The sequence below is a fragment of the Runella sp. MFBS21 genome (assembly GCF_029433105.1).
Lineage (GTDB): Bacteria > Bacteroidota > Bacteroidia > Cytophagales > Spirosomataceae > Runella.
In genome coordinates this window covers 210,757-234,108 of the sequence record NZ_JARNTW010000007.1, presented here as the reverse complement: position 1 = coordinate 234,108, position 23,352 = coordinate 210,757, and the positions used below count along the sequence as shown (strand labels likewise).

Annotated in this window: 22 protein-coding genes; 10 read left to right on the top strand and 12 right to left on the bottom strand. The window is 40.5% G+C overall.

From position 1 onward, the window contains the following. Positions 1–140 precede the first annotated feature (140 nt). The gene (locus tag P1X15_RS16500) at positions 141–833 is read left to right on the top strand and encodes a hypothetical protein (protein ID WP_277339234.1); all 693 of its coding nucleotides are present in this window, start codon (positions 141–143) and stop codon (positions 831–833) included. 856 nt (positions 834–1,689) lie between these two features. Continuing rightward, positions 1,690–2,253 (top strand): transposase, encoded by a 564-nt coding sequence (locus P1X15_RS16495; protein ID WP_277339233.1) that lies wholly within the window; start codon positions 1,690–1,692, stop codon positions 2,251–2,253. 1,058 nt (positions 2,254–3,311) lie between these two features. On the opposite strand, the gene P1X15_RS16490 is transcribed toward P1X15_RS16495, so the two are convergent. The 3 genes from P1X15_RS16490 to mog form a co-directional block, all read right to left on the bottom strand. Continuing rightward, positions 3,312–4,586 carry an AGE family epimerase/isomerase gene (locus P1X15_RS16490; protein ID WP_277339232.1) on the bottom strand — a complete coding sequence of 425 codons (1,275 nt, stop codon included), beginning with the start codon at positions 4,584–4,586 and terminating at the stop codon, positions 3,312–3,314. A gap of 47 nt (positions 4,587–4,633) precedes the next feature. After that, a complete protein-coding gene (locus P1X15_RS16485) occupies positions 4,634–5,629 on the bottom strand; it encodes a bifunctional heptose 7-phosphate kinase/heptose 1-phosphate adenyltransferase (RefSeq protein ID WP_277339231.1) in 996 nt (331 codons plus the stop codon). An 88-nt stretch (positions 5,630–5,717) separates the two neighbouring features. After that, positions 5,718–6,242: a molybdopterin adenylyltransferase gene (mog, locus tag P1X15_RS16480; RefSeq protein WP_277339230.1), complete on the bottom strand. Its 525-nt coding sequence runs from the start codon at positions 6,240–6,242 to the stop codon at positions 5,718–5,720. 128 nt (positions 6,243–6,370) lie between these two features. Here mog and P1X15_RS16475 point away from each other — a divergent pair, with 128 nt between their 5' ends. Then, on the top strand, positions 6,371–6,787 hold the full coding sequence (locus tag P1X15_RS16475; protein ID WP_277339229.1) for a Fur family transcriptional regulator: 417 nt from the start codon (positions 6,371–6,373) through the stop codon (positions 6,785–6,787). Positions 6,788–6,817: 30 nt separating this feature from the next. Here P1X15_RS16475 and P1X15_RS16470 read toward each other — a convergent pair whose 3' ends face one another. Beyond that, positions 6,818–8,101, bottom strand: coding sequence for a DEAD/DEAH box helicase (locus tag P1X15_RS16470; RefSeq protein ID WP_277339228.1), 1,284 nt, complete (start codon positions 8,099–8,101; stop codon positions 6,818–6,820). 168 nt (positions 8,102–8,269) lie between these two features. Continuing rightward, on the bottom strand, positions 8,270–8,890 hold the full coding sequence (locus tag P1X15_RS16465) for a DUF1080 domain-containing protein (protein ID WP_277339227.1): 621 nt from the start codon (positions 8,888–8,890) through the stop codon (positions 8,270–8,272). Positions 8,891–8,951: 61 nt separating this feature from the next. Here P1X15_RS16465 and P1X15_RS16460 point away from each other — a divergent pair, with 61 nt between their 5' ends. The 4 genes from P1X15_RS16460 to P1X15_RS16445 all read left to right on the top strand — a co-directional run bounded on the left by P1X15_RS16460 (position 8,952) and on the right by P1X15_RS16445 (position 12,804). Then, positions 8,952–9,806, top strand: coding sequence for an SMP-30/gluconolactonase/LRE family protein (locus P1X15_RS16460; RefSeq protein ID WP_277339226.1), 855 nt, complete (start codon positions 8,952–8,954; stop codon positions 9,804–9,806). A 113-nt stretch (positions 9,807–9,919) separates the two neighbouring features. Next, on the top strand, positions 9,920–10,483 hold the full coding sequence (locus tag P1X15_RS16455) for a DUF4126 domain-containing protein (protein ID WP_277339225.1): 564 nt from the start codon (positions 9,920–9,922) through the stop codon (positions 10,481–10,483). 69 nt (positions 10,484–10,552) lie between these two features. Then, positions 10,553–11,899 (top strand): Gfo/Idh/MocA family protein, encoded by a 1,347-nt coding sequence (locus P1X15_RS16450; protein ID WP_277339224.1) that lies wholly within the window; start codon positions 10,553–10,555, stop codon positions 11,897–11,899. Between the two features lie 8 nt (positions 11,900–11,907). After that, positions 11,908–12,804, top strand: coding sequence for an EamA family transporter (locus P1X15_RS16445; protein ID WP_277339223.1), 897 nt, complete (start codon positions 11,908–11,910; stop codon positions 12,802–12,804). A gap of 83 nt (positions 12,805–12,887) precedes the next feature. Here the strand turns inward: P1X15_RS16445 and infC are convergent, their stop codons facing one another. Both infC and P1X15_RS16435 read right to left on the bottom strand, forming a co-directional pair. Further along, positions 12,888–13,442 (bottom strand): translation initiation factor IF-3, encoded by a 555-nt coding sequence (infC, locus tag P1X15_RS16440; RefSeq protein ID WP_277339222.1) that lies wholly within the window; start codon positions 13,440–13,442, stop codon positions 12,888–12,890. A gap of 202 nt (positions 13,443–13,644) precedes the next feature. Further along, entirely contained in the window at positions 13,645–14,607 is a 963-nt protein-coding gene (locus P1X15_RS16435) for a hypothetical protein (protein ID WP_277339221.1), read from the bottom strand. A gap of 85 nt (positions 14,608–14,692) precedes the next feature. Here P1X15_RS16435 and P1X15_RS16430 point away from each other — a divergent pair, with 85 nt between their 5' ends. Next, positions 14,693–15,721, top strand: a complete 1,029-nt coding sequence (locus P1X15_RS16430) for an RluA family pseudouridine synthase (RefSeq protein ID WP_277339220.1) — start codon at positions 14,693–14,695, stop codon at positions 15,719–15,721. 1 nt (position 15,722) lies between these two features. Here the strand turns inward: P1X15_RS16430 and P1X15_RS16425 are convergent, their stop codons facing one another. Next, entirely contained in the window at positions 15,723–16,079 is a 357-nt protein-coding gene (locus P1X15_RS16425) for a DUF983 domain-containing protein (RefSeq protein WP_277339219.1), read from the bottom strand. Between the two features lie 104 nt (positions 16,080–16,183). Between P1X15_RS16425 and P1X15_RS16420 the strand changes: the two genes are divergently transcribed. After that, positions 16,184–17,077: an AraC family transcriptional regulator gene (locus tag P1X15_RS16420; RefSeq protein ID WP_277339218.1), complete on the top strand. Its 894-nt coding sequence runs from the start codon at positions 16,184–16,186 to the stop codon at positions 17,075–17,077. 5 nt (positions 17,078–17,082) lie between these two features. Here the strand turns inward: P1X15_RS16420 and P1X15_RS16415 are convergent, their stop codons facing one another. The 3 genes from P1X15_RS16415 to P1X15_RS16405 form a co-directional block, all read right to left on the bottom strand. After that, complete coding sequence (locus P1X15_RS16415) at positions 17,083–17,703, bottom strand: response regulator transcription factor (RefSeq protein ID WP_277339217.1); 621 nt, start codon at positions 17,701–17,703, stop codon at positions 17,083–17,085. Further along, positions 17,678–19,585 carry a sensor histidine kinase gene (locus P1X15_RS16410; RefSeq protein ID WP_277339216.1) on the bottom strand — a complete coding sequence of 636 codons (1,908 nt, stop codon included), beginning with the start codon at positions 19,583–19,585 and terminating at the stop codon, positions 17,678–17,680. The genes P1X15_RS16415 and P1X15_RS16410 overlap by 26 nt, the downstream gene beginning before the upstream one ends. A gap of 307 nt (positions 19,586–19,892) precedes the next feature. Beyond that, the gene (locus tag P1X15_RS16405) at positions 19,893–21,554 is read right to left on the bottom strand and encodes a T9SS type A sorting domain-containing protein (protein ID WP_277339214.1); all 1,662 of its coding nucleotides are present in this window, start codon (positions 21,552–21,554) and stop codon (positions 19,893–19,895) included. A gap of 153 nt (positions 21,555–21,707) precedes the next feature. On the opposite strand from P1X15_RS16405, the gene P1X15_RS16400 reads away from it, so the two are divergent. Next, the gene (locus P1X15_RS16400; protein ID WP_277339213.1) at positions 21,708–22,163 is read left to right on the top strand and encodes a hypothetical protein; all 456 of its coding nucleotides are present in this window, start codon (positions 21,708–21,710) and stop codon (positions 22,161–22,163) included. A 77-nt stretch (positions 22,164–22,240) separates the two neighbouring features. On the opposite strand, the gene P1X15_RS16395 is transcribed toward P1X15_RS16400, so the two are convergent. Further along, complete coding sequence (locus P1X15_RS16395) at positions 22,241–23,293, bottom strand: VOC family protein (protein ID WP_277339212.1); 1,053 nt, start codon at positions 23,291–23,293, stop codon at positions 22,241–22,243. Positions 23,294–23,352: the final 59 nt, after the last annotated feature.

Genomic DNA, 23,352 nt, shown 5'->3' with positions numbered 1-23,352 from the left:
TTGGAGTACAAGTTTAATGTTTAAGAATTATTAACATGGTAAACGAACATCAAGAAAGCAAATTCTGCAAATAGGTCTTTGGGACACAGACCACGGCGTACAATTATCAAATAAAGAGCAACGATAACTACTATAATTAGATGAAAACAAGAACTCTAACAAGTAAATTTGAAATATCAAAAAGTTTTGAGAAACTCAGTAGTGCTTTTCTTGCCCAAAAGTTAGTGCAGATAAACCCTTTCATTGAATATGTTACCATAAATATGGTAACTTGTTCCGAAGTTAAAATTAAAATAGATAAAGGCCAAGTGATTATGTGGATTGAAAGAGTTGGTTTGGCAGGTAATTTTCACAGCGTTTATATACCCGTTACCTTTTATTGGAAATACAAAAATGGTGAATTACCGCTTTATCCCCATGAGGAAGTAGAGGAGAAAGATATTCAATTTTGGATTGAAATACTGGATGAATTTGTAGAGCGAATTCGAGAACGATTCAAGTCAAAGCCAAAACCTACACTGATAGAAGGTTATTCGTTTAGGGTAGAAATGTGGAAATGGGATGGCGTAGATGCCATGTTTGAAATCACAACCCCTGAGGAGTATTTTAATCAAATAATACAAATAATTGATGATGCTTTTGTTGGCTGGAACGACCTTTTTGAAAAAGGTAAAAAACGCCACCCAATTCATTATGTTGGCACTGCCGAAAAACTAGACGCTAACCGTTGTGAAATTCATGTAGATACAGGCTATGCAGGGATGTCTGCCTTAAAGCATATTCTTAAATACTTGCATAAAGCCAAAGTACCTATTGAGAAAATTGAGTTTTAGCCCTACACCTTGGTCATCCGCAAAACTTTATCAAAGTAAAAAAGACGAATTTAGATTTTTGACACATGATGCAAATCGGTTTTAAAATCAGCTACTGTAAATAGGTCTGTGGGACACAGACCACGGAGCAGGAGAGCAGGAGCAGAGCAGAGCAGGGAGCAGGAGCAGAGCAGAATCCGTTTTAAAATCAGCTACTGCAAATAGGTCTGTGGGACACAGACCATGGTGATGATAAACCAGCAGAATTCATTAAAATCAAGTACGAAGCAACTTTTAAATGGCAATAAATATGAAAAAAATGGGTAATGAACTGGCGATTATTTTTATTCCTGTATTATTCGCGGTGTGGTTATTGTGGCAGCTAATACATTTCCTTCTAAATATAAATGAAAACATTAGTATATATAATCAGATTTCTGCTTATTTCTTTCCATTATATGCTATAATATCTTATTCCATTTGTTTATTATTTTTTCTGTTTATATTTAATAATATAATAAAAAAAAGAGTATTCTTAGTTATAATTCATTTATTTTCAATTAATTTTTTGTTTTTTTATCTTTTTTTTAATCAATACATCGAATTAAAGAATTCAAAATCTTTTTATGAAATAATTATTTATGAAAATAATATAAAAATTAGTTGGTTTTTTTCTACTAATATCATAGGATTTATTTATTTATATTTAAGAAAAGATTTTGACTCTGTATTTTGACTCAGATGAAGAATAATAGTTGAATTATTGCAACTGATACACTTTTGAACACCCCACCCCCCACCCCGTGGTCTGTGTCTCCACAGACCTAAAAAATGCAACTCAAAAAAGTTTTGGAGTACAAGTTTAAGAATTATTAACATGGTAAACGAACATCAAGAAAGCAAATTCCGAAACTCAAGAATGAACTTTGATGAAGTTTATTTTTGGACGGATACCATTAAAGATTGGAAGCATTTGCTAAAACAAGACAAATACAAAGAATTGATTCTTTCTTCTTGGAAAGAATTAGTAGGCAGAGGTCAAATTGTAGTGTATGCATACGTGATTATGCCCAATCACTTGCACGTGATTTGGGAATTGAAAGAACCCAATGGTAAAGAATTGCCTCATGCAAGTTTCAATAAATACACTAGTCATATGATTTTAAAAGATTTAAAACATCATCATGCTGCAGTATTACCATTTTTTAAGGTTGATGACTCCGAACGAGAATATCGTATTTGGCAACGAGATCCGTTAGCAATACTTATGGACTCAAAGCAAAAGGTAGAACAGAAAATAGACTATATTCACCGAAATCCCCTACATGAACGATGGAGTTTAGCAGATTGTCCTGAAAATTACAGATGGTCATCAGCAAAATTTTATCAAAGCCAAAAAGACGAATTTGGATTTTTGACACATTATGCGAATCGGTTTTAAAATCAGCTACTGCAAATAGGTCTGTGGGACACAGACCACGGAGCAGATATTTTTTAAAAAATATCATTGGAATTATTGCTTCACAAAAAAACATTGAAAGTTTTCTAGAAGAAGTACCTTTTTGTAAAGAAAAAGAAATATTAAAAGGTGTACTTGATGAATTGAATGAGGATAAAAACTTTAATTTAAGGTGGGTTTTTCGTAAAAATTTAACAAACATAATTTTTCAATTAAATAAGTAAAATTTTCTATGCCCCGTGGTCTGTGTCTCCACAGCCCTAAAAAATACCACCCAAAAAAGTTTTGGAGTATAAGTTTAAGAATGATTAACATGGTAAACGAACATCAAGAAAACAAATTCTGCTCCGTGGTCTTTGTCCCAAAGACCACGGAGCAGAGAATATCAACTTTATGTTGTTGAATAAATTGCTTTTGTTGGCCTTTGCACCATGAGGTATAAGATATTTGTCAGTTTGTATTGAAAGGTAACCCCACAAAAAAAGCCCCAAATGCGTATTTGGAGCTTTTGCAGAAATAGCAGAAAGATTTTGATGAGTAGCTGTCAAGGATTAGCGTAGGAGCCTTATTGGCACTGCCCCAAAATAACCCACAATACAATAAAAATAAGGATAGTACTGAGGCATCCACCTCCTAATTTTTTGGCACCATAGCCAGCTAGTAGACCTCTGAATAAATTGTTCATATAAGCAGTTGTGATTTTAGGATGAATATTGATTGAACGCCTTCGGTATATTGCAGTTTTAGAATATGTCATTTAAAAAAACAATCCACTGAGTAAATGTGCAAATTTTAAAATAAGCAAATTTGAAAATAAAACCCTGATAATGAACCAATTACCCAGCTTGCAAACTTTATTCTAATCTGCGAAGCAAGTTATTAAAAAAAACAAAAACGGGGAAGTTTCTCCCCGTTTTGAGCAATATTCGTAACTAATATAAAAACACTAACTACGTAGCAATAGGCTGTAAGCTTTAGGCATTTTTTAGGTCTTCCCCACACAAAACCATTAAGCATTTAAAAAGCATATAGCTAAGGATTTAGACTCCTCTGACGATTTTGTCGAGGCGAATAGCCGACTGAATCATCGAGCGTACATCATGATAATTGATTTTCCAAGAGTGGCTCATGTGCTTCCAAATAGGAACGCCGTCGCGGGTCATAAGCGGCCACCATTCCCCCAACTCATGATTAATCATTTTGTCAAATACAAAACGATGAACGTTTTCGTAGGCTTCTAGGTATTTTTCATCTTTCAAAAAGCGATAAGCATCGAGCATTCCGATGAGCATCTCGGCTTGTTGCCAAAACTCTTTTTCGCGGTCATATACCTCACCCGCATGAGAACCTTCTACATACACGCCGCCAAACTCCCAATCAACACCATACTTTAAAGCATGACTGTATGATTTCGTAATTTGCTCACCATAAGTATCATACGGAAGACCTAGAATATCCAAAGCGTGCATCAACAACCACGCAAATTCGGCATTGTGACCATAGCTTGTATTATCTTCAGCGGCGGCTTTTAGACCATCTTCGGTGAAGCGATCCCAGCCCCATACGATGTCAAATTTAATCTGAGGAGCTACGCGCCAATCGGCCCAAAACTGCGGAACACCCGTGCCATACTCAGGATGCATAATACGCGAAACCAGCAACTCAATGATTTCGAGAAGCTTGCGGCGATGAATTTCTTTGCCCGTACACTCATACAAAGTCGTGAATGCCTCCATAAGGTGCATATGCGCATCGAGGGTTTTGCGGTCGCCGCCAGCGGAGCCGGGTCCTTTGAGGGTCCAGTCGCGAGTAAACATCTCAAAATACCCTCCATAGTGGGTATCTACAGCGTATTTTTGTAATAGGTCAAAGCATTTTTCGGCGTATTCTTGGCCCCGTGGGTCGCCAAGGGCGAGGGTGTATTCGCTCAATGAATAAATACAGAAACTCAACCCATAAACGATTTTTTCGTCAATCGTAACTTCTCCCTTGCGGTTGGTCATCCAAAAAAATCCGCCGTATTCATTGTCCCACATTTTATCAATGAGATAATCTACCCCTTGGCGTGCCATCTCTGCGAGGGTGCCGTCGGTATCATAGCCTGCTCGCACCGCCGACGAATACGTAAATACTGACCGAGATTGCGCAATCAAAGATTTTTCGTCTTCGCCCGAATCCTTGCCAAATTGGTCAAAATGAGTAATGAAGCCGCCATTTTCCTTATCAACGGTACGTTGAATCCAAAAAGGAAGTAAGCTACCCGAAAGATACGTCTGAATTTCTTGGCGGAGTGCCGTAAGTTTTTCCGAGGTCATGGTCTAAGATAAATGATATATATTGAATGGTTTGAAAATACGATTCCTTACAAGCGAGCTTTCAAGGCTACTATTTCTTCCAAACAAGCCGTACCCGTTTGGTTTAATTTCTGAACCGTAACGGCAGCGGCATAGTTGGCAATTTGTAAAGCCGCAAAGTCACTACATCTAACGCCCTTTGCCAACGCAAATGCCGCTACTACTGTATCTCCTGCTCCCACAGTATCAAGAGGGCCTTGTAGCGGAATACCTTTTACTTGGCAAGTTTCGTCTTTGTCCACGTACAGTATGCCCTGCTCTCCACGGGTAATAAGCACGGGTGCTTTGGTGATAGCTTGGAGCTGACGACTTTGGGTGATACAGCTTCCTAAATCATTAGAGACGGCGCAAGACAGGATTCGGGCTATTTCGTCGGTATTTACTTTTAAAGTAGCTCCCCTGATACTCCCCCCGAAGTCGCGGGAGTCGGCCAAGATAAAACACTTCGGAAAGCGAGCAATGAGCCTGTTGAGCATCGTCAATCTTTGAGCGTTTAGGAGAGGGTTCGTAAATTGCTGATTGATGATGAGTACGTCAAGCTCAGGAAGACTTGATTCTAAATCACTGACAATCTGTTCGAAATGAGTTTCAGAAAGTTGATTGTTGGTTCCAAAATCAAGGCGATTGGCTTCACCGCTACTCGTCATGGGCTTGGTATAAGTGCAAGTATCCCAGCCTTGTTCGATTATTTGTAAAGCTTGCGTATCTACCCGAAGATTTTGAAAGAGATGCAGCATTTCACGTCCAAAAATATCGTTTCCGATACAACCAAAAACTTTTATCGATTGAGCCCCCAAAGCGGCGATGTTCTGTACTACGTTGCCTGCACCTCCCAAAGAAGCGATAGGTTTTTGAGCCCAAAATACTTCTTTTTGGGTTTCGACCGACAGCTCTCCCGTGTGGGTTTGAAGTTGATAGTAGAAATCTACGGCAAAATCGCCAATCACTCCTACCCGTAAATGTTTGATATGGTTGAAAATAGAAGTTAATTCAGAGAGATTCATGGAAAAGTGGTGCTTCTGCACCGTTAATCGTTATGGGTGTTGTTTTCTGAAACAGGTTGATTTTTTCAGAACGGCCTACCGTCAAAAATTATGATTTGGGTCTAAAGATTTTGATAACGGCATCGTTGGTTTCTAAATACGGTCCCCCAATCAAATCAATGCAATAAGGAATCGCTGGAAAAACAGCATCGAGGCATTGACGAATAGCAGAAGGCTTTCCGGGAAGATTGACAATCAGGGTTTTGTGACGGATACCAGCGGTTTGGCGCGACAAAATCGCCGTGGGTACATATTGCAAACTTACTTGTCGCATGAGTTCACCAAAACCGGGCATCATTTTCTGACAAACAGCTTCGGTAGCTTCAGGAGTGACATCACGCGGGGCAGGGCCTGTACCGCCGCTCGTGACTACCAAGCAGCAGCCTTCTTTGTCGGCCATTTCGACAAGGGCTTGACTGATAAGGTGTTGCTCGTCTGGAATGACTCGATATACGGGTTCCCATTCGCTGATGAGGTACTCTTGAAGGGTAGAAACAATGGCCTTGCCCGGAATATCTTCATAGATACCGGCACTAGCGCGGTCGGAGACGTTGATGATACCAATTTTAATCATAGTAACGCTGAAACGTTGGATTTTAAATTTGATAATTTTGATAACTTGTCGAAAGTCTCGAACTTTCGCGAAGTTTAAAGCATTTTAACAGTAACAGATAACATCTCGAAAGTTAACTGATACCGATTATGAATACATTCGCCAAAGATACACTACGTTTGCACGAATTGCGTCATACTAGCTGTCGTGAAGACATTTTAGATATACTTCATCATCAAGATTCTGCCCTCTCGCACGGTGATTTGGAAAGTGGCTTACAAGAGCGATACGACCGTGTTACGATTTACCGTACCCTCAAAACTTTTGTTGATAAAGGCATCATCCATAAGGTATTAGACGAAGAAGGGCTTCGTTATGCGTTGTGTAAAGACGTATGCCATAGCCATGATCATCACCACGACCATGTACATTTTAAATGTCAAATGTGCGGTAAAACTACTTGTCTGGACGATATACACATTCCGGCCGTCAAGTTACCTCAAGGTTTTTCTTCTACCGAAATGAACTTACTCATTCAAGGTACTTGCCCGCTGTGTAGCAAATAAAAAAAGCGCTTCAAGAGCGCTTTTAATCATTTATCTTTTTCTTGCGTACCAAGGTCGCTTGCTTCGTTCAGGTTTTGGAGCCGAGGAGTCTGCTGCTTGAGGTTTTGGTTTAGAAGGACGGTTACCACGCGCAGGAGTGTTATTACGTGATTTAGAAGCTTCATTTCCGGGGATTTGAGTCAGTGGAAAAGGATGCTCTTCAATGACTGGTATCACCTTCGCAATGAGTTTTTGGATGTCTTTCAAATTGGCTCTTTCTTCCGTATCGCAGAAAGAATAAGCCGTCCCTTTGGCTCCTGCTCTACCCGTCCGACCGATGCGGTGAACATAAGTTTCTGGAATATCGGGTATTTCGAAATTGATAACGTACGCTAATTCTTCTACATCGATACCACGCGCTGCGATGTCGGTAGCCACCAATACACGTGTACTTTTGGTTTTGAAATTGTTCAACGCATTTTGGCGAGCATTCTGGGATTTATTGCCGTGAATAGCCTCCGCTTTGATATTATTTTTCAATAACATTTTCATTACTTTATCAGCGCCGTGCTTGGTACGGGTAAATACCAAAACGGTTTCCATGGCTTTGTCTTGAAGAAGATGCAACAACAAAGCGTTTTTATTTTCTTTATCTACAAAAAATACCGACTGCTGGATAATATCTACCGTAGAAGACACGGGGGTTACCTCTACTTTAGCAGGATTTTGGAGAATAGAATCGGCAAGTTTGGTGATTTCGGGGGGCATGGTCGCCGAAAAAAACAAAGATTGCCGTTCGGGAGGAAGGACGGCGATGATTCTTCGTACGTCATGTACAAAACCCATGTCGAGCATCCGGTCGGCTTCGTCGAGCACAAAAATCTCTAAATGTTTTAAACTCACAAAACGCTGCGCCATGAGGTCGATAAGCCGCCCCGGAGTGGCAATCAAAATATCCACGCCATTTTGGAGGGCGTTGGTCTGCTGATGCTGTTTTACGCCACCAAAAATAACGGTATGCCTAAGGTTAGTATAGCGGCCATAGGCAGCAAAGCTCTCCCCAATCTGTATGGCAAGCTCACGAGTTGGGGTCAAAATCAATGCTTTTATATTGCGTCGTTCGCGTCGTTGGGAAGGCTTTTGAGCCAATAATTGTAAAATCGGAATCGCAAAAGCGGCTGTTTTACCCGTACCTGTTTGGGCACAGCCCAGCAAGTCTTTTCCTTCGAGTACCACCGGAATCGCCTGGGCTTGAATGGGAGTGGGAGTACTATATCCCTCCGCTTGTAGAGCCTTGCGAATGGGGTCAATAAGATTTAATGAATCAAATGTCATAAAATAAAAATAGATATTCTGATTCTTAGCGAATTAGCTTATCTAGCATTAATTAAAATGTTATAAAAAAACCTTCCAATTCGCCAAGAACTGGAAGGTCAAACTCCACCAATGGAGCCTAAAGATACTGCTTTTTTGTGGAGATTAAATTTTTGCGAACCAACTAATCTACAAAGGTTTGATTACTAGGTTTTTCCAATTGACTTTGATGCCTCCTCCGTCGTGGATTTGGAGAGCGATGGAGCCATTTCCGGCACCGATTTTTTCGTCAGTAAGGTCTACCATTTCATGTCCATTGAGCCAAGTTTGCACCCGAGAGCCTTCTGCTCTGATTTTGAGGGTATTCCACTCTCCAAACTTCAAAAACCCTTCTTTATCATCAGGGATTTGAATAAGCCATCCGCGTCCATAAGACTCATAAATACCGCCTGTATCGTGGTTTGGCGGAGCTACTTCTACCTGCCAGCCACTGATTTTGGTGCTACCTTCGGCGATGTTAGAACGGATAAAAACGCCACTGTTACCGTTGGCTCCTTGTTTGAAATCTACGCTAAGTTCAAAGTTTTTATACGTTTTTTCGGTAGCCAAATAGCCGTACCCTTTATCGGGGCCGCTTTCGCATACCAACTCTCCCTTTTCGACATACCACTTTTCGGTACCGTATATTTTCCAGCCTTTCAGGTCTTTGCCATTAAATAGTTTTTCTTTCTTTTGGGCGAAACTTGAAAAGGCAAAAAAAGCACAACAGACAGTAATGAAGAATAGATTGCGTAGTTTGATGGTGTTCATTGCTTTTAAATATGAAAGTGTTTAATTCGACAAATTAAGTAATTCTTAACTATTTTTTACCGTGAAAACTTCTTTTTTTCTTGCATCGGCTCTCCTCATGGGAGGCTTAACGGCTGTCTATTCGCAAGATAGCTCACCTCTATCGCTCACCCAAGTGTGGCAATCTGACACCACTTTGCGCACGCCCGAATCGGTATATTATGATGCTCAAAACAAACGCCTACTGGTGGCTAACATCAACAAGATGAACGCAGACGCCCCGGACGGTGACGGGTTTATTTCGGTACTGACTACCGACGGCAAAATCAAAACCTTGGACTGGACAAAGGGACTCAATGACCCCAAAGGAATGGGTGTAGTGAAAAACTCATTGTTTGTAGCGGATTTGAAAGATTTAGTAGAAATAGATTTGAAGTCAGGAAAAATTATCAAACGACATGCGGCGCCCAATGCCGTCATGCTCAATGATGTAAGTGTAAGTCCAAAGGGAGAAGTATTTGCGAGCGATTCACGTGGGCATAAGTTGTATCGCTATGCAGATGGTAAATTGGAGTTGTTTTTGGATGACCCCAACCTGCAAGCCCCCAACGGAGTTTTTGCCGAGAAAGATTATCTCATAGTAGCTTCAGCAGGCACTGGCAATCTCTGGAAGTTGGATTACAATACCAAAAAATACGAATCTTGGGCCATAACTAATAAAACCGCCGACGGGATTTTGAAACATGGCGACAATTATTTGATTTCGTGCTGGCATGGTGAAATCTATTGCGTATCTCCTTCAGGAAAAACCTGGAAACTCATCGACAGCAAAGAGGCCAAAGTCAACACGGCTGATTTTGGGTACATTCCTCAGCAAAAGAAAGTGCTTGTTCCCAATTTCTACAAGAATATGGTAACTGCGTATGAAATAAAATAAATGATAAATCTCTGAAAGTTAACCATTTAAATCTTATTGATACTTAGTGCCTTAGTGTTTAAAATTTTGGCTTTATTAACGGTTAACAAATAACTGTGCGAAAGCACTTAAGCATGGAGTTTTTTCTAAGTTTATGTCTGGGGATAGGCTTGGCGGCCTGTTCGGGATTTAGGGTATTTGTACCTTTACTACTAAGTAGCATTGCGGTTCATTTTGGCTGGGTCAATGTAGCCACTGGCTTCGAATGGATGGGGACGTGGACGGCCATCACGCTGCTTGGCACGGCTACGGTTCTCGAAATCGGTGGTTATTATATTCCTTGGGTTGACAATCTCCTAGACACTATCGCCATGCCTACGGCCTTTGCAGCAGGTACTTTGTTGACGACCTCTTTTATTGAAATCAATAACCCTATGCTTCAGTGGGGATTGGGACTGATGGTAGGAGGTGGAACGGCGGGTTTTATTCAAGCAGGTACGAGTATGGTGCGGCTTGCTTCTACCAAACTGAGCGGAGGTGTGGCCAATCCTGTGGTGGCTACTGTCGAAAATATAGTATCTATTGGACTTAGTTTTATCACTTTTTGGTTTCCGATTATTGCGTTTTCGTTGGTAGTGATTTTTATTTTTTGGTTGATTCGGAAAATCCTCCAGCGACAAAGTAAGACTAACTCTTAGTTGCCTTTAAGACATTAGAACAAACACTTCATTTTATTACTACCAAAGACTCACCTGTACATGCAAGAAATGAAAACCAATCGCCGTGACTTCGTCAAAAAGCTAGGAGTAGTGACGGCCTCAACGGCTGTAGCGCCCTCTTTTAATATTATCAGAAGTCTTAACGACAACAAAATCCGTATTGCGACCATTGGCATGGGCATACAGGGATTTTCGGATACCAACGCAGCCCTTCGGACAGGTATGTGTGAACTGGTAGCCGTGGCAGATTTGTATGATGGTCGATTGGCTCATGCTAAAGAAGTTTTTGGCAGTCATGTGTTTACTACTCGTGATTATCGTGAGGTACTAGAGCGCAAAGATGTGGATGCGGTTTTGATTGTCACTCCTGACCACTGGCATGATCGTATATCGATTGCCGCTCTCAAAAAGGGCAAGCACGTATATTGTGAAAAACCAATGGTTCAAAACATAGAAGAAGGTGCGGCGGTGATTGCGGCGGCCAAGGCTTCGGGCAAAGTAATGCAAGTAGGAAGTCAGCGTATCAGTGGGGCGGCTTTCAAAGAAGCAAAGAGATTGGTAGAAGCAGGTGATATAGGAATGATTAATTTTATCGAATCTACCAACGACCGCTTCAATGCTATTGGAGCATGGCAGTACTCGATTCCGACGGATGCTTCTCCCAAAACGATTGATTGGGAGACTTTTTTAGGAGATGCTCCCAAACGGGCTTTTGACCCGGTTCGTTTTTTCCGTTGGCGCAATTATCGCGACTACGGTACGGGTGTCGCAGGAGATTTGTTCGTACACTTGATTACGGGAGTTCATTTTGTGACAGGTTCATTGGGGCCCAATCGTATTTTTTCTTCGGGACAACTTGCCTACTGGAAAGACGGGCGCGATGTGCCCGATGTCATGGTAGCTACCATGGAGTACCCTGCGATGGGCAAGTTAGATTCTTTTCAGATGGTATTGAGGGTCAATTTTGCCAATGCAGGTGCCATCAAAAACGTGACGCGTATTGTGGGAAATGAAGGTGAAATCACCTTTGGAGGAAATTCACTGACCTTGACTAAACGCAAGCTATCGGCAGCTCCGGGTTATAGCAACGGAGAGAGTTTTGGAACTTTTACGGAAGCCCAACAAAAAGAATACCTCGCTGCTTATGATGCTAAGTACCCTGCCGATACACGTACGGTAGAGCCAGTACAAGAAATTAAATTTGAAGCGCCTGCCGATGATGATGCACACAAAAACCACTTTGCTAACTTTTTTGAAGGAATACTCACCGGAAAACCCGTGATTGAAGACCCTCTTTTTGGTTTTAGGGCTGCGGCGCCAGTATTGGCTTGCAACAAAAGCTATTTTGAGAAAAAAGTGGTCGCTTGGGATCCGAAAAACCTAAAACTGATGTAACAAACTAGGTGCTGTTACTGATTCTTAGTACTACGACATTGGCGATTGGGGTTAGGATTTTGGTAAACCCTTTATCAAACGTTTTCCAAAAATACCTAACCCAGCGCCAATCCAACCCATTGTTGGTGGTGATGATTACCTACGCGTTACTTAGCGTAGGTTGTGTTGGGTATATTCTCATTCACCCCTTGCCTCAGCTATCGGCTGATTTTTGGTACAATTCACTCATTTTTAATTTATTGGCGGTAACCGGAAACTTCTTTCTTGTCAAATCGCTCCAAGAAGGTGACCTGTCGGTACTAGGCCCTATCAATGCCTATAAGTCATTGGTAAGCTTAGTGTTTGGCATTTTTTTATTAGGTGAGATACCCAACCTTTGGGGGATTATCGGAATGATATTGATTGTGTCAGGAAGTTATTTTGTATTGAGCCAATCGGGTTCTTCTGAGCGGTTTAGTTGGGATATTTTTCAAAAAAAGGAAGTTCAATATCGGTTTTTGGCATTGATTTTTTCGGCGATTGATGCCTTATTTCTCAAAAAAATCATCTTGCTTACCGATGCCAATGTGGCTTTTGTTTCGTGGTGTGTGGGAGGATTTATAATATCTATTTTGCTGCTTCTATTGACTGCACGAAAGCTCCAATTACGACTACAATTAGGCGTCGTCAGAGCCTATAAATGGCATTTTTTTGCCTTAGCCATTTCGACAGGGCTGATGCAATTATCAACCAATTACGCTTTTGAGGGAATTCAGGTGAGTTATGCGTTGGCATTGTTCCAAATCTCGGCATTGGTGAGTGTATTACTAGGGGTACACTTTTTCAAAGAAACTAAGCTTTGGCGCAAACTTGGAGGGGCGGCTATTATGGTGGCAGGAGCTGCTTTGATTATTTTATTCAGATAAAAAATGAGATACAACACAAAAAAGCTGCAAAGAATATTTGCAGCTTTTGCGATATATCATGCAAGATAAAATGCTTCTTGCGCTTATTTTTTGAGCGCTTTAGGCGTTAAAATAATACTCATACGTTTGCCTTCCAATTTAGGCTCTAATTCGATTTTACCTACTTCATCGAGTCCTTTGGCAAAACGCTCAAGCAATTTATAGCCTTGTTCTTTAAATACAATTTCCCGACCAGAAAACTGTACATAAGCTTTCACCTTTGCTCCTTCTTTTAGGAAGTTGAGCGCGTGTTTTAGCTTAAATTCATAATCGTGATCGTCGGTAGTGGGACTAAACCGGATTTCTTTAATGACTACTTTTTGGGCGTTTGCTTTAATCTCTTTTTGCTTTTTCTTTTGTTCGTATTTGAACTTAGAATAATCAATCACTTTGCAAACAGGCGGAACGGCATTAGGAGAAATCTCTACCAAATCAAGGTTTTGCTCTTCAGCCATGCGCAATGCTTGCTGAATATCATAGATGCCAGGAGCAATGTTTTCACCTACGAGGCGTACTTGAGGTACACGGATACGATCATTGATACGGTACGGTTCTTCTTGTCTTACTGGGCGGAAAGGTTTGCGTTGTTGTTGAGCCATTCAGTACTTAAAATTATAGTAACATTTTGTTTACTGCGAAAACTAATCAATAGTTGAGTTTTCTACAAAAAAACGTGGAAAAAAGTTTATTTTTATTTACAAATAACAAAAAAAGAGAGGGTTAGAGGTTCATTTTTGGGTAAAAACTTTTATTTATTTCCCAAAAACAACTCTAATCCTCTCTATCACAGCCATAAAGGAATTATTTGACTTTAAATACCGTAGACCCAATACGGAACCCTTGGCAGTAAAGTTCAATAGTATGTTCGCCTTTTTTGAGTGGTATACCACCTCTTGAATAAATAATAGAGCCTTGTGAGCCTTCGTTGCTATAGTCTAGCGTTTGTTTGGCGGTATAAACAGTCTCTCTGCCTTGATACACAAAAGTACCTGAGCCAGTAGCCATATCAGCCATCACTGCTCCTTCTGGATCCAAGATACGGAGATAAATTTCGCGTTCGCCATTGGGAGAGATAGGGTTGGCGGCTAAGTCAAAATCTACTTTAAGTTTGTCAATACGTTTGGCACGGTAGCTACCACCATCACGTTCTTTCCCTTTAGCCGATACGGCATTTACGGCGATTTTTTCGGCCTTTAAGGCAGAGGCAATCGTAACTTTCTCGGCCAATTCCCGGTTTTTGTTGCTCAAAGTTCCGACCGAATCTTCAAAGCTTTTTTGCAAGGTTTGTTTTTCGCCTTCTAAGCCAGTTACTTTGCTGGCAAGTTCTTGGTTTTGGGCCGTCACAATTCCCAATTCTTCCTTGAGTTTAGCGATATCTTGGTCTTTTTGATTTAAAATCGCTTCATATTCACGAATCTTTTGTTTGTATCTAGAGACATCGACCGAGGCAGCTGTTGAAGCACTTTTAAGGGCCGCTTTATCTCGTTCAATTTGTTGTTTCAAAGCAATAAGAGAATCAACCTGACCACCTAGTTGTTGGATTTCAGCAATTTTAGCATCCAACTGAGCAGAAATAGAATCTAATTTCATCTTGGTAGAGACAAGCTCTTCCGTTTTAGCTGCAATTACTGTTTCTTGTTCTTTATTCTTTTCTCGTTCTTTGTAGAAAAAATAAATTAGCACCACGTTGAGGAGCGCTAAAATAGCCAATGCAGCAAGGAGAAGGCTTTTACGGTCATTCTTTTGTCCTTGATTGTAGTCCATAAGATTTTTATAATTGTTAGGATTAGTTATTAGCCCAAGAAACGCAATCTTAAAAATTTTATTGCGAAATTTAAAAAATATTTCAATGCAAGAAAACAACCCATACTTGACAGAAGAAGATGAAGAGCTTTATGAGCATCATAGAATAGTAGCCGATAAGGGCCAAACCCTTATGCGTATAGACCATTATTTGAAACATCATCTTTCTGGTGTCACTCGTACTAAGCTTCAGAATGCGATTGAGACTGAATCGGTCAAAGTTAATAATAAAGCTATAAAATCAAGCTATAAGGTCAAACCATTTGATGTGATTACGATTTCGCTGCCTCACCCCCCCCGCGAAACTGAGATTATCCCCGAAAATATTCCGCTTGACATTGTCTACGAAGATGAAGAAGTACTTGTCCTCAACAAGCCCGCTGGTATGGTAGTGCATCCTGCCTATGGCAATTGGAGCGGGACGGTCGTCAATGCGCTAGTTTATCATTTTCAGCATTTGCCCACAGGACGCAACGGAGAAGCCCGCCCTGGTTTGATTCATCGTATCGACAAAGATACTTCAGGACTCTTAGTGATTGCCAAAACCGAATATTCTATGGCGCATATTGCACGTCAGTTTTTTGAGCATACTACTGAGCGTACCTATTATGCTTTGGTATGGGGAGAACCAAAAGAAAGCAAAGGAACGATAGTAGGGCACATCGGAAGAAGTGCTCGTGATCGTAAAGTGATGTCGGTGTATGTGGATGGTAGTCAAGGAAAGCATGCCGTAACGCATTACGAAGTATTGCAATCTTACAAGTATGTATCGCTCGTAAAATGTAATTTAGAGACTGGACGAACTCACCAGATTAGGGCGCATTTTCAGCACTTGGGGCATCCGCTGTTTAGTGACTCGGTATACGGTGGTGACAAAATACTCCGTGGAACCACAAGCGGTAGCTATCGGGCTTTTGTTGAAAATTGTTTTGAGCTTATGCCTCGGCAAGCCCTTCATGCTAAGTCGATTGGGTTTCAGCACCCACGCACCAAACAATGGCTTCAGTTCGATTCCGAATTGCCGGTTGACTTTAAAGCTGTCATAGAAAAATGGGAAAAGTACGCATCCTCTTAGGCTAGGACTCGACCACACCCGTAAACAGATAAAGCCATATCAGGCGAGCCATCCGGAAATTGAAAGGAAATAAAAAGATAACAACGGCGATACAAATCCCCAAATTGACAAAATCGAAAGGACTTGCCCCCAACAATAAGGCTGTAACGTAGGCTAGGGCCATTTCGGCGGTAGCCAAGGCATAGCTTACGTACATTGCTCCCCAATAAAACCCTGGCTCTTTGACAAAGTTTTGATGGCAATGCGGACACACATCTTCCATTTTGGTAGGACGAAAGCTGAAGAGATTATTGGTTTTAAAAACTTGTCCCTGATGACATTTAGGACATCTATTGTGAATCATATGATAGAGTGCCATTGCTTTATTGAAAATGTTTACAATGCAAAAATAGGGCCCTATTGCTTGACAAAACAGAGCATTTAGTGCCAAAAAATAGTACTAAACGGACATTAGCGTGTATCATGAAAAATTTCCCTATTTATGGCATAGCCGAATTTGCCGAAGATAGCATGGCTCATGCTTTGTATGCCAATGCGCTTCGGCCACATTTGGAGGAGCATCAATTTGTAAATACCCCTCACAAGCATAGTACTTATATCGCGGTACTTTTTACGAGGGGTAGCGGTACTCATTACATAGATTTTGATACTTATGATGTTCGACCGGGTAGTGTATTTTTGCTGACTCCCGGCCAAGTACATAGCTGGGTGCTTTCTGAAGATGTAGACGGCTATGTATTTTTTCATACCGAAGCCTTCTATAATCAGACTTACCTTTCAAAACGGCTCAGTGATTTTCCTTTTTATTATTTGGAAATAAATTACCCGGCGATATACCTCACTGAAACTCAGCTCCAAGAAATCATCCCTTTGTTCAAAGCTATCTATGACGAATATCAGCAGCTGTTGCCACTCAAATACCCCAAACTCACGTCTTTGATTGATTTGGTTTATATTCATCTGACGCGGATTTATCAGGAAGAAAGGGTACCGTCTTCGCACCTTAATTTTTTGAGAGTGAAAAAATTAGAACGATTGATAGAAGAAAATTTTAGGGTCAAAAAGCTTCCTAAAGATTATGCGGATTTGATGCATATGACTCCCCGACACCTCAACCGTATCTGCCAAGAAATCCAACACCAAACAACTGGTGCATTGATTTTGAAAAGAGTAATGATTGAAGCAAAGCGTTTGTTACTCCAAAAAGAAAACACCATTGCCGAAGTTGCCGAGCAGCTAGGATATGATGATGATGCGTATTTTGTGCGTATTTTCAAAAAACAAGTAGGTCAGTCTCCGAAACAATTTCAGAAGCAGATGACCCAAAATCAACATACTATGCACGTTGTTTTTTAGGGGCTTTAGTCTTCTCTCTCAAAGTTTCGTAGAAAATCATAAAATTCAATTTTGCTTTTTAAGTTGAGTTTTTGATTAATGTTTTTGCGGTGTGTTTCTACAGTATAATAACTAAGGTTTAGTTCGTGGGCTACTTGCTCAGTAGTAATTCCTTTTTTTAGGGCTCTTAAAATATCTATTTCTCGCTTGGTGAGTTTATATTCTGATACTTCTTTGATAGAGCGTTTTTTTTGAAGATTAAGAGATTCATAGATACGTTCATTAGCCATGATTTTTTTTAGTACCTTAATTAACTCAGAAGCAGGAGTAGTTTTGGGGAGATATCCGTCTATGCCCAATTGTTTGAATATGGCGATTTCTTTGGCATCGGCATACATACTGATTACTACTATTTTACCCTTAAAACCTTGCGCTTTGAGGGCATTCACAACGCCTAGCCCGTCCAAATGAGGCATATTGAAATCAACCAATACGAGTTTGGGGTTGAGAGTCTGGCATTGATATACAGCTTGCCTACTATCATATACTTGACCTATTACTTGAAAAAAGGCAGATTCTTTCAAAATCAAGCTTAAACCGTCATTGAAAAGCTGGTGATCGTCAATAATGAGTACTGTTGTGGGCATGGTTTGTTTCGATGATTACACTAGTTCCGTCATTTGTTGAGTCTATCAGAACACGAAGGGAGCTTAATTCGGCTCTTTTATAGATGTTTTGAAGTCCAATCCCCTGATAGGTCTGATTAGTGTCAAACCCCATACCATCGTCTTCGATGCTTACTTGCCATTGAGAATCATTGGCAAAAAACTGAATATGTGCTTCAGTAGCTTGAGCGTGTTTGATGATGTTTGTCATCAATTCTTCGATGATATTATAAACATTTTGCTGGGTTAGCTGAGGAAGTTCATCAATTTTTTTTTCGCTATAATCTTGAAAATAAAAGTTGGTAGTAGAGAAATCATTGAATCGACTTATCAAAGATTCTACTTTTTCGGACAATGGCCGGTCATCATCTTTGACAAGATTATGGCTAATAAACCGCAACTCAGTAAGAGCATTCATTATTTGTGTTTTGGCCGTAGCAACGTTGACTTTTTTCATATTCAAATAGCCAAGTGCTGAGGCTAGGGTATTGCCTACTTGGTCGTGAAGATTGCGCCCAATTGCCTCAATTTCTGATTTTCTCTGCGCTTCAGTATTTTGCCGAAGTTGATCTAAACGCTCCAAAAGATTCTGTTTAAGGATAAGTTCGTTTTTGAGTTCTTCGAGGGCAAGATAGGCTACCAGAAGAATCACAGCTGAGGCGTTGAAAAAGATTTCACTAAATGGAGATGGGGAACTGGAAAACTTAAAATAGCGAAGCGATAACTCTACCAACGGAGGGACAAACACAAAGGCTTCTACAAGCAAATAATAAGAAATATTGGCTCTAATATAAGCTAAATACGCATGATAAAGCGCCCATAACATATTTGCAAGGATAAGTAGCTGAAGTGCATTGGTATATACCAGATTTGCCCATGAGGCATCAGTAGCTACGATCAAAAACATCATAGAAATATTACAACAAGCCAAAAACCACGCCCAAATACGATAACGTCGAAGATTAATGGGGAGGTGAATCATCATTTGATAAGCAAAAGGATGAAACAAGGCGTTGGTCAGAAATATCGAAAAACTGCCTGCGTTAGAAGGCCCTAAGGCCGATTGCGAAGCAAAGGGAAAGGTATCTACAAAGTAGCCACTATTGAGATAAATAATACAAAGCCCGAAAAGAAAGCCACCTAAATAAATCAGTTTTTTTTGGCGAAAGATTCCTCCAACTACCCACATAAAAACAGCGAAGGCAAAAAACCAATAAACTGTAAATGTATTTTTAAGATTTTTGGTAAGGGCATATTCTTTAAATTTTTTTTCGGTCGAAAGTTGTAAATCCAATTCATGAAGTCCAGTAAATCTACTCGAACGAAGTATCACTCCCACAGTATCATGCGGTGGGCTTGATATAGGGAGCGCAAACTCATAGAACGGATAGGGCCGCTCTGATAGAGGAGTAGCACGCTCAATACTTCCCATAAGAGAAGGGATTCCTTTCTGTAATGTATAAATCTGTAGTGCATCGCACCGTAAGTGACTCGCATCTACAACCAGCTTTTGGGACAAGGCCGTAGGATTGATGATTTCAAAATAAATCCATGCTTCGGATTGATGGTAAGATTTACCTAATACAAGTATTTCAGAAGATGATTTTTCTGTAAAATTTTGATTAATAAACTGTTGAGTGTGCTTTTGTCGAAGCAAATGCTCGTTAAAATGAAGGCTATAACGTACATTTAGTCCTATGTTTTGTCGTTCAAATTTTTCTGAAAGTATAATATTTGGAGTATAGGTGACGCTTTTAAAAGAAGGTAGTCTTTGATAAAGTACAAACAGAATGAGGGCGATTGTCCAGAAGAAGCCACGATACTTCTCGCCCCATTTTGTCCAGTTTCTCCATTTGTTTTTCATAATCATTGAGACCTATCAATACACAAAGCAAAGACTAAAATGCATGCCAAAATATACCTGATGTCAGGTATATTTTATTTAGAAAATAATCAATTCCTTTGTGATGTAATATTGATAATCAAAGTTACTTGAAAGACATTTATTGTACTTTGTTAGTAATCAGAGAATTGATAGAATTTTACCCTACTTTAAAAGTTATGATTCCAACGCCCAATTAAAGTCATGTTGCTTTAATTGGGCGTATTAGTATTTCGATAGTATCTCTTCTCCTACTCTTCAATCCTTTGGCAATAAAGTTTTACACATTTTACTTTGCCACTACTACATGTTGGCTCAAACGATAAGCACCCGCTTGCACTTGCAAAACATACATACCTGAGGGCAAAAAATTAGCTTTCAAGAAGCGTTCTTGTTTACCCACATTTACATTGAGGGGCTCTTGCTGAAGTACTCTTCCTGTCAAATCAACCAACGATACAGTCCCTGTCATACTAGTTAGGCTTTCAAACTGATACGTAATTAAGCTGTTTTGAACTGGATTAGGAGCCACTTGAAGATTAGTAAGAGATGGTGGCTTTACCGACGAAATGGTGTTGTATTCAAATTTACATAGAAAAACTTCTCTACCTTTTAGCGTAATCGTTTTTTGCCAGTTTTGGTACGAAAGCTTCAGTTCAGTAACTTGGGTATCGGAGGTGGCATAAGGGTTTTGGGCCGCAATCAAAATTTCATTTCCTTTGATAGCGCCCCGCCATAGAGGTGATTTGGTACGTGCCGACTCCACCGCTGGTTGGGGAATGACTAATTCGTAATTTCCTTCAAAAAATCCTTTAAACTGAGACAAGCGATGCAGTCCCGCAATAAAATGTTCGTAAACTGCATAATTATCTTGGCGGCTTGCCACAGGACCTTCCCAAAGCCATAGTCCTTTGGCTCCTGAGAAAAAAGGAAATATAGCCGTAGCTTCTGCCACAAAGCTAGGTACAAACGGAATAGTAGGATTGAAAGCATCGTGATAACGAAGCCACACAAAGGGAATCACGGGCTTGTCGGACCAAGCACGATTGGCTTCTACCACAAAGAGCAGATAGGATAAATAATCTTTTCCCAAGGGTGAAGTATTGTAATCATAATAATAATAGCAAGAAGGCGTCAGGAAATTGAGCTGATTATAAAACGGCCCTCCTACTTTTCCTGTGATTGTATCGCGCATCACATGGAGTACCAAATTGGGGTCGGTCGTCCAATCTTTCCAAGGAGTGAGCGTCATTCCAAGCCAATTATTAAAACTCCCCCGAATCAATACATCGCTGTAGCTACCCAATTTGGTAGAAGCAGGTGCGAGGGTTCGGAAGTACTCACCTGGTGCAGCATAGAGCTTTTGAATGTCTTTTTTGTACCTATCCACAAACTGATTGTCAGACAGATTTCGATAATTAGCAGGTACACGAGCATTGGTTTTAATGCCTAGTATTTCGCGGTCGGTATCATGGATTCGTTCAATGTCAAAGGCCACAATATCGTAGGCAGGACGGTCAGAGCCTCGTGTATCATTAAAAATATTAGCATAGCCACGTAATTGGCTATTCCACGAGTTTCGGTATTGAGCCAAATCGTTTCCCCAAGGACTTTCTAGGGTACGTTCTGCCCACGGTTGGCTACTGACATCGGTTGCAATATGATACCATGTAATCGCCCTTTTTCCAATGGGCAAGGTGGCTCCTTCATTTCCCGAAAAAGTAGCTAAATGACTAAATCCACGACTCAAAGGCAGCGAGCGACTATCACCGAAGCGGGGGCCTTCATAGACAAGCGTAAAAGGAAGCGAAAATTCAGGAAATTTTTCCCATTCAATAACGTTATTACTTTCAACAGGCTTCCAAGTCAAAGGTGATGGACAATCTTGCGCAAAAGAAGTGGAAAAACACATCAAACCCGCCGCAACCAAGCCACATAAACTATATCGCATATCTAAAAATTTATTGATAACATTAAACAACCTAAGCCCTTATTTATCAGAACCATAAACCACAATCAACGAAAAGATTTACGCTTTTGAATTAAACAATAATCAGAGAAAAGTGCTAAATTTGGTACCAAATATAACCTGTAAATAAAAGCTATGAAAAAACTAATGTCCATTTGTGCGGTATTGCTCGCGTTTGCTTTGGGGGGGTGCAACCGCCAAAGTAGCGACGTTACGCCCACAGATACCGAAACTACGATAAGAGTTTTAACGACCAATCCGTGGAAATTAGACAAAATTACGGATTTGAATGGCAATGTCATCAACCCAAATTTACTTCCACCCGAAGGAAAAAGCTTTTTTGGGGTAAATATCTTATTTAGTGAAGATAAGACCGTTCGCGCTATTGACCCTATCGCCCGCACGGTAGTCAACGGAGGTTCTTGGGATTTCTTGGACGATGCTAAAGCACTTAATATAGACTTAGGAAAAGATTTTAAAGGTAAATACCCTATCAATAAATTGGAACGCTCTACCATGAGTCTCCGCAATACGATGGAATTCAACGGAATAAAGTTTGAAGTAAACCTTGAGCTAGTACCTGCTCTCTAGTTTCCTGAATCACCTCACAAAAATAGGGACGGTCAAAGCGACCGTCCCTATTTTTGTGAAATGTATCTCACCAATAATTAATCTTTCACTTTACTCCACCCAAGCGTAGCGACCATCCAATCGGGCAAATGCGTTTGTTTTTTGCGCTTTTTGAGATTCAAATAAATACCAAATTTTTTTAGGATAGGCACACGGTGGGTTTCTACAAACTCGATCAACGTGCCATCGGGATCTTCTACATACGAAAACCTTCCTGCTGCCTCTCCCATATCAAACGAATCGGCGCTATCGACAGTAAAAGGGAATCCATTTTTTTCACAACGAGTTTTGAGAGCATCCATATCAAGAGCGTCAAAACACAAATGTATGAATCCGGCATCGCCCCAATCACGGTTTTCGAAAATTTTGCGGGGTTTGCGGTCAAGAGCCTGAATTAATTCAATTTCAATTCCTCCCAATAGCTTTCCAAAGGCTCCGTCTTTACCCAAATCTTTACGCAACAACACCCTACGGAAACGTTGCTGATGAGCATTCAAAAATTTGAAATCTTCAAAAGCTCCTGTTTTATCATAAACGATTTGGTCAATCTGCAAGGTATTGGCATAAAACTTTATGGCTTTGTCAATATCACTCACGCCAATTACCGCTCCACATACACCCCCCGTCAAAAAACCGTTGGGTTTAAACCACGACTCGTTGGGCACGATTTGCAGGGGATTGCTGCGGCAGTCGTTTAGCCAAAAATAAGGATGGTTTTCGGGCGAATTCACCAGTGACGATTTGGCCTCAGAAGGCATCAATTGCCCATGAAATTTTGTCACATCAAGACTTTTAATTTTGATTGAAAAAATCCCAAGGTCACCCAATTCAGGCACGAAAGAAGGTTCGACTGGAATGCGATTTTTGTACTGCCAAATTTCTACTCCCCCACCTCCTGCCATATTTAGGGCCATAATGGCATGACGACGGCGTACCTCTCCCGATGTATAGTTGGTCATGAGTTTGGCATCCGCTTCATCATTAAAAATTGGCACATTCAATCCCAGCGTTTTTCGATACCATTTCCACACTTCATTGGCATTCGGTACTCCAATCCCCACTTGCTGGATTCCACTAATTAACTTATTCATAGAGGTTAGATGTAAGAAAGTTTGTTAAGTACAAATTATGTTATTCGATATAAAGAAAT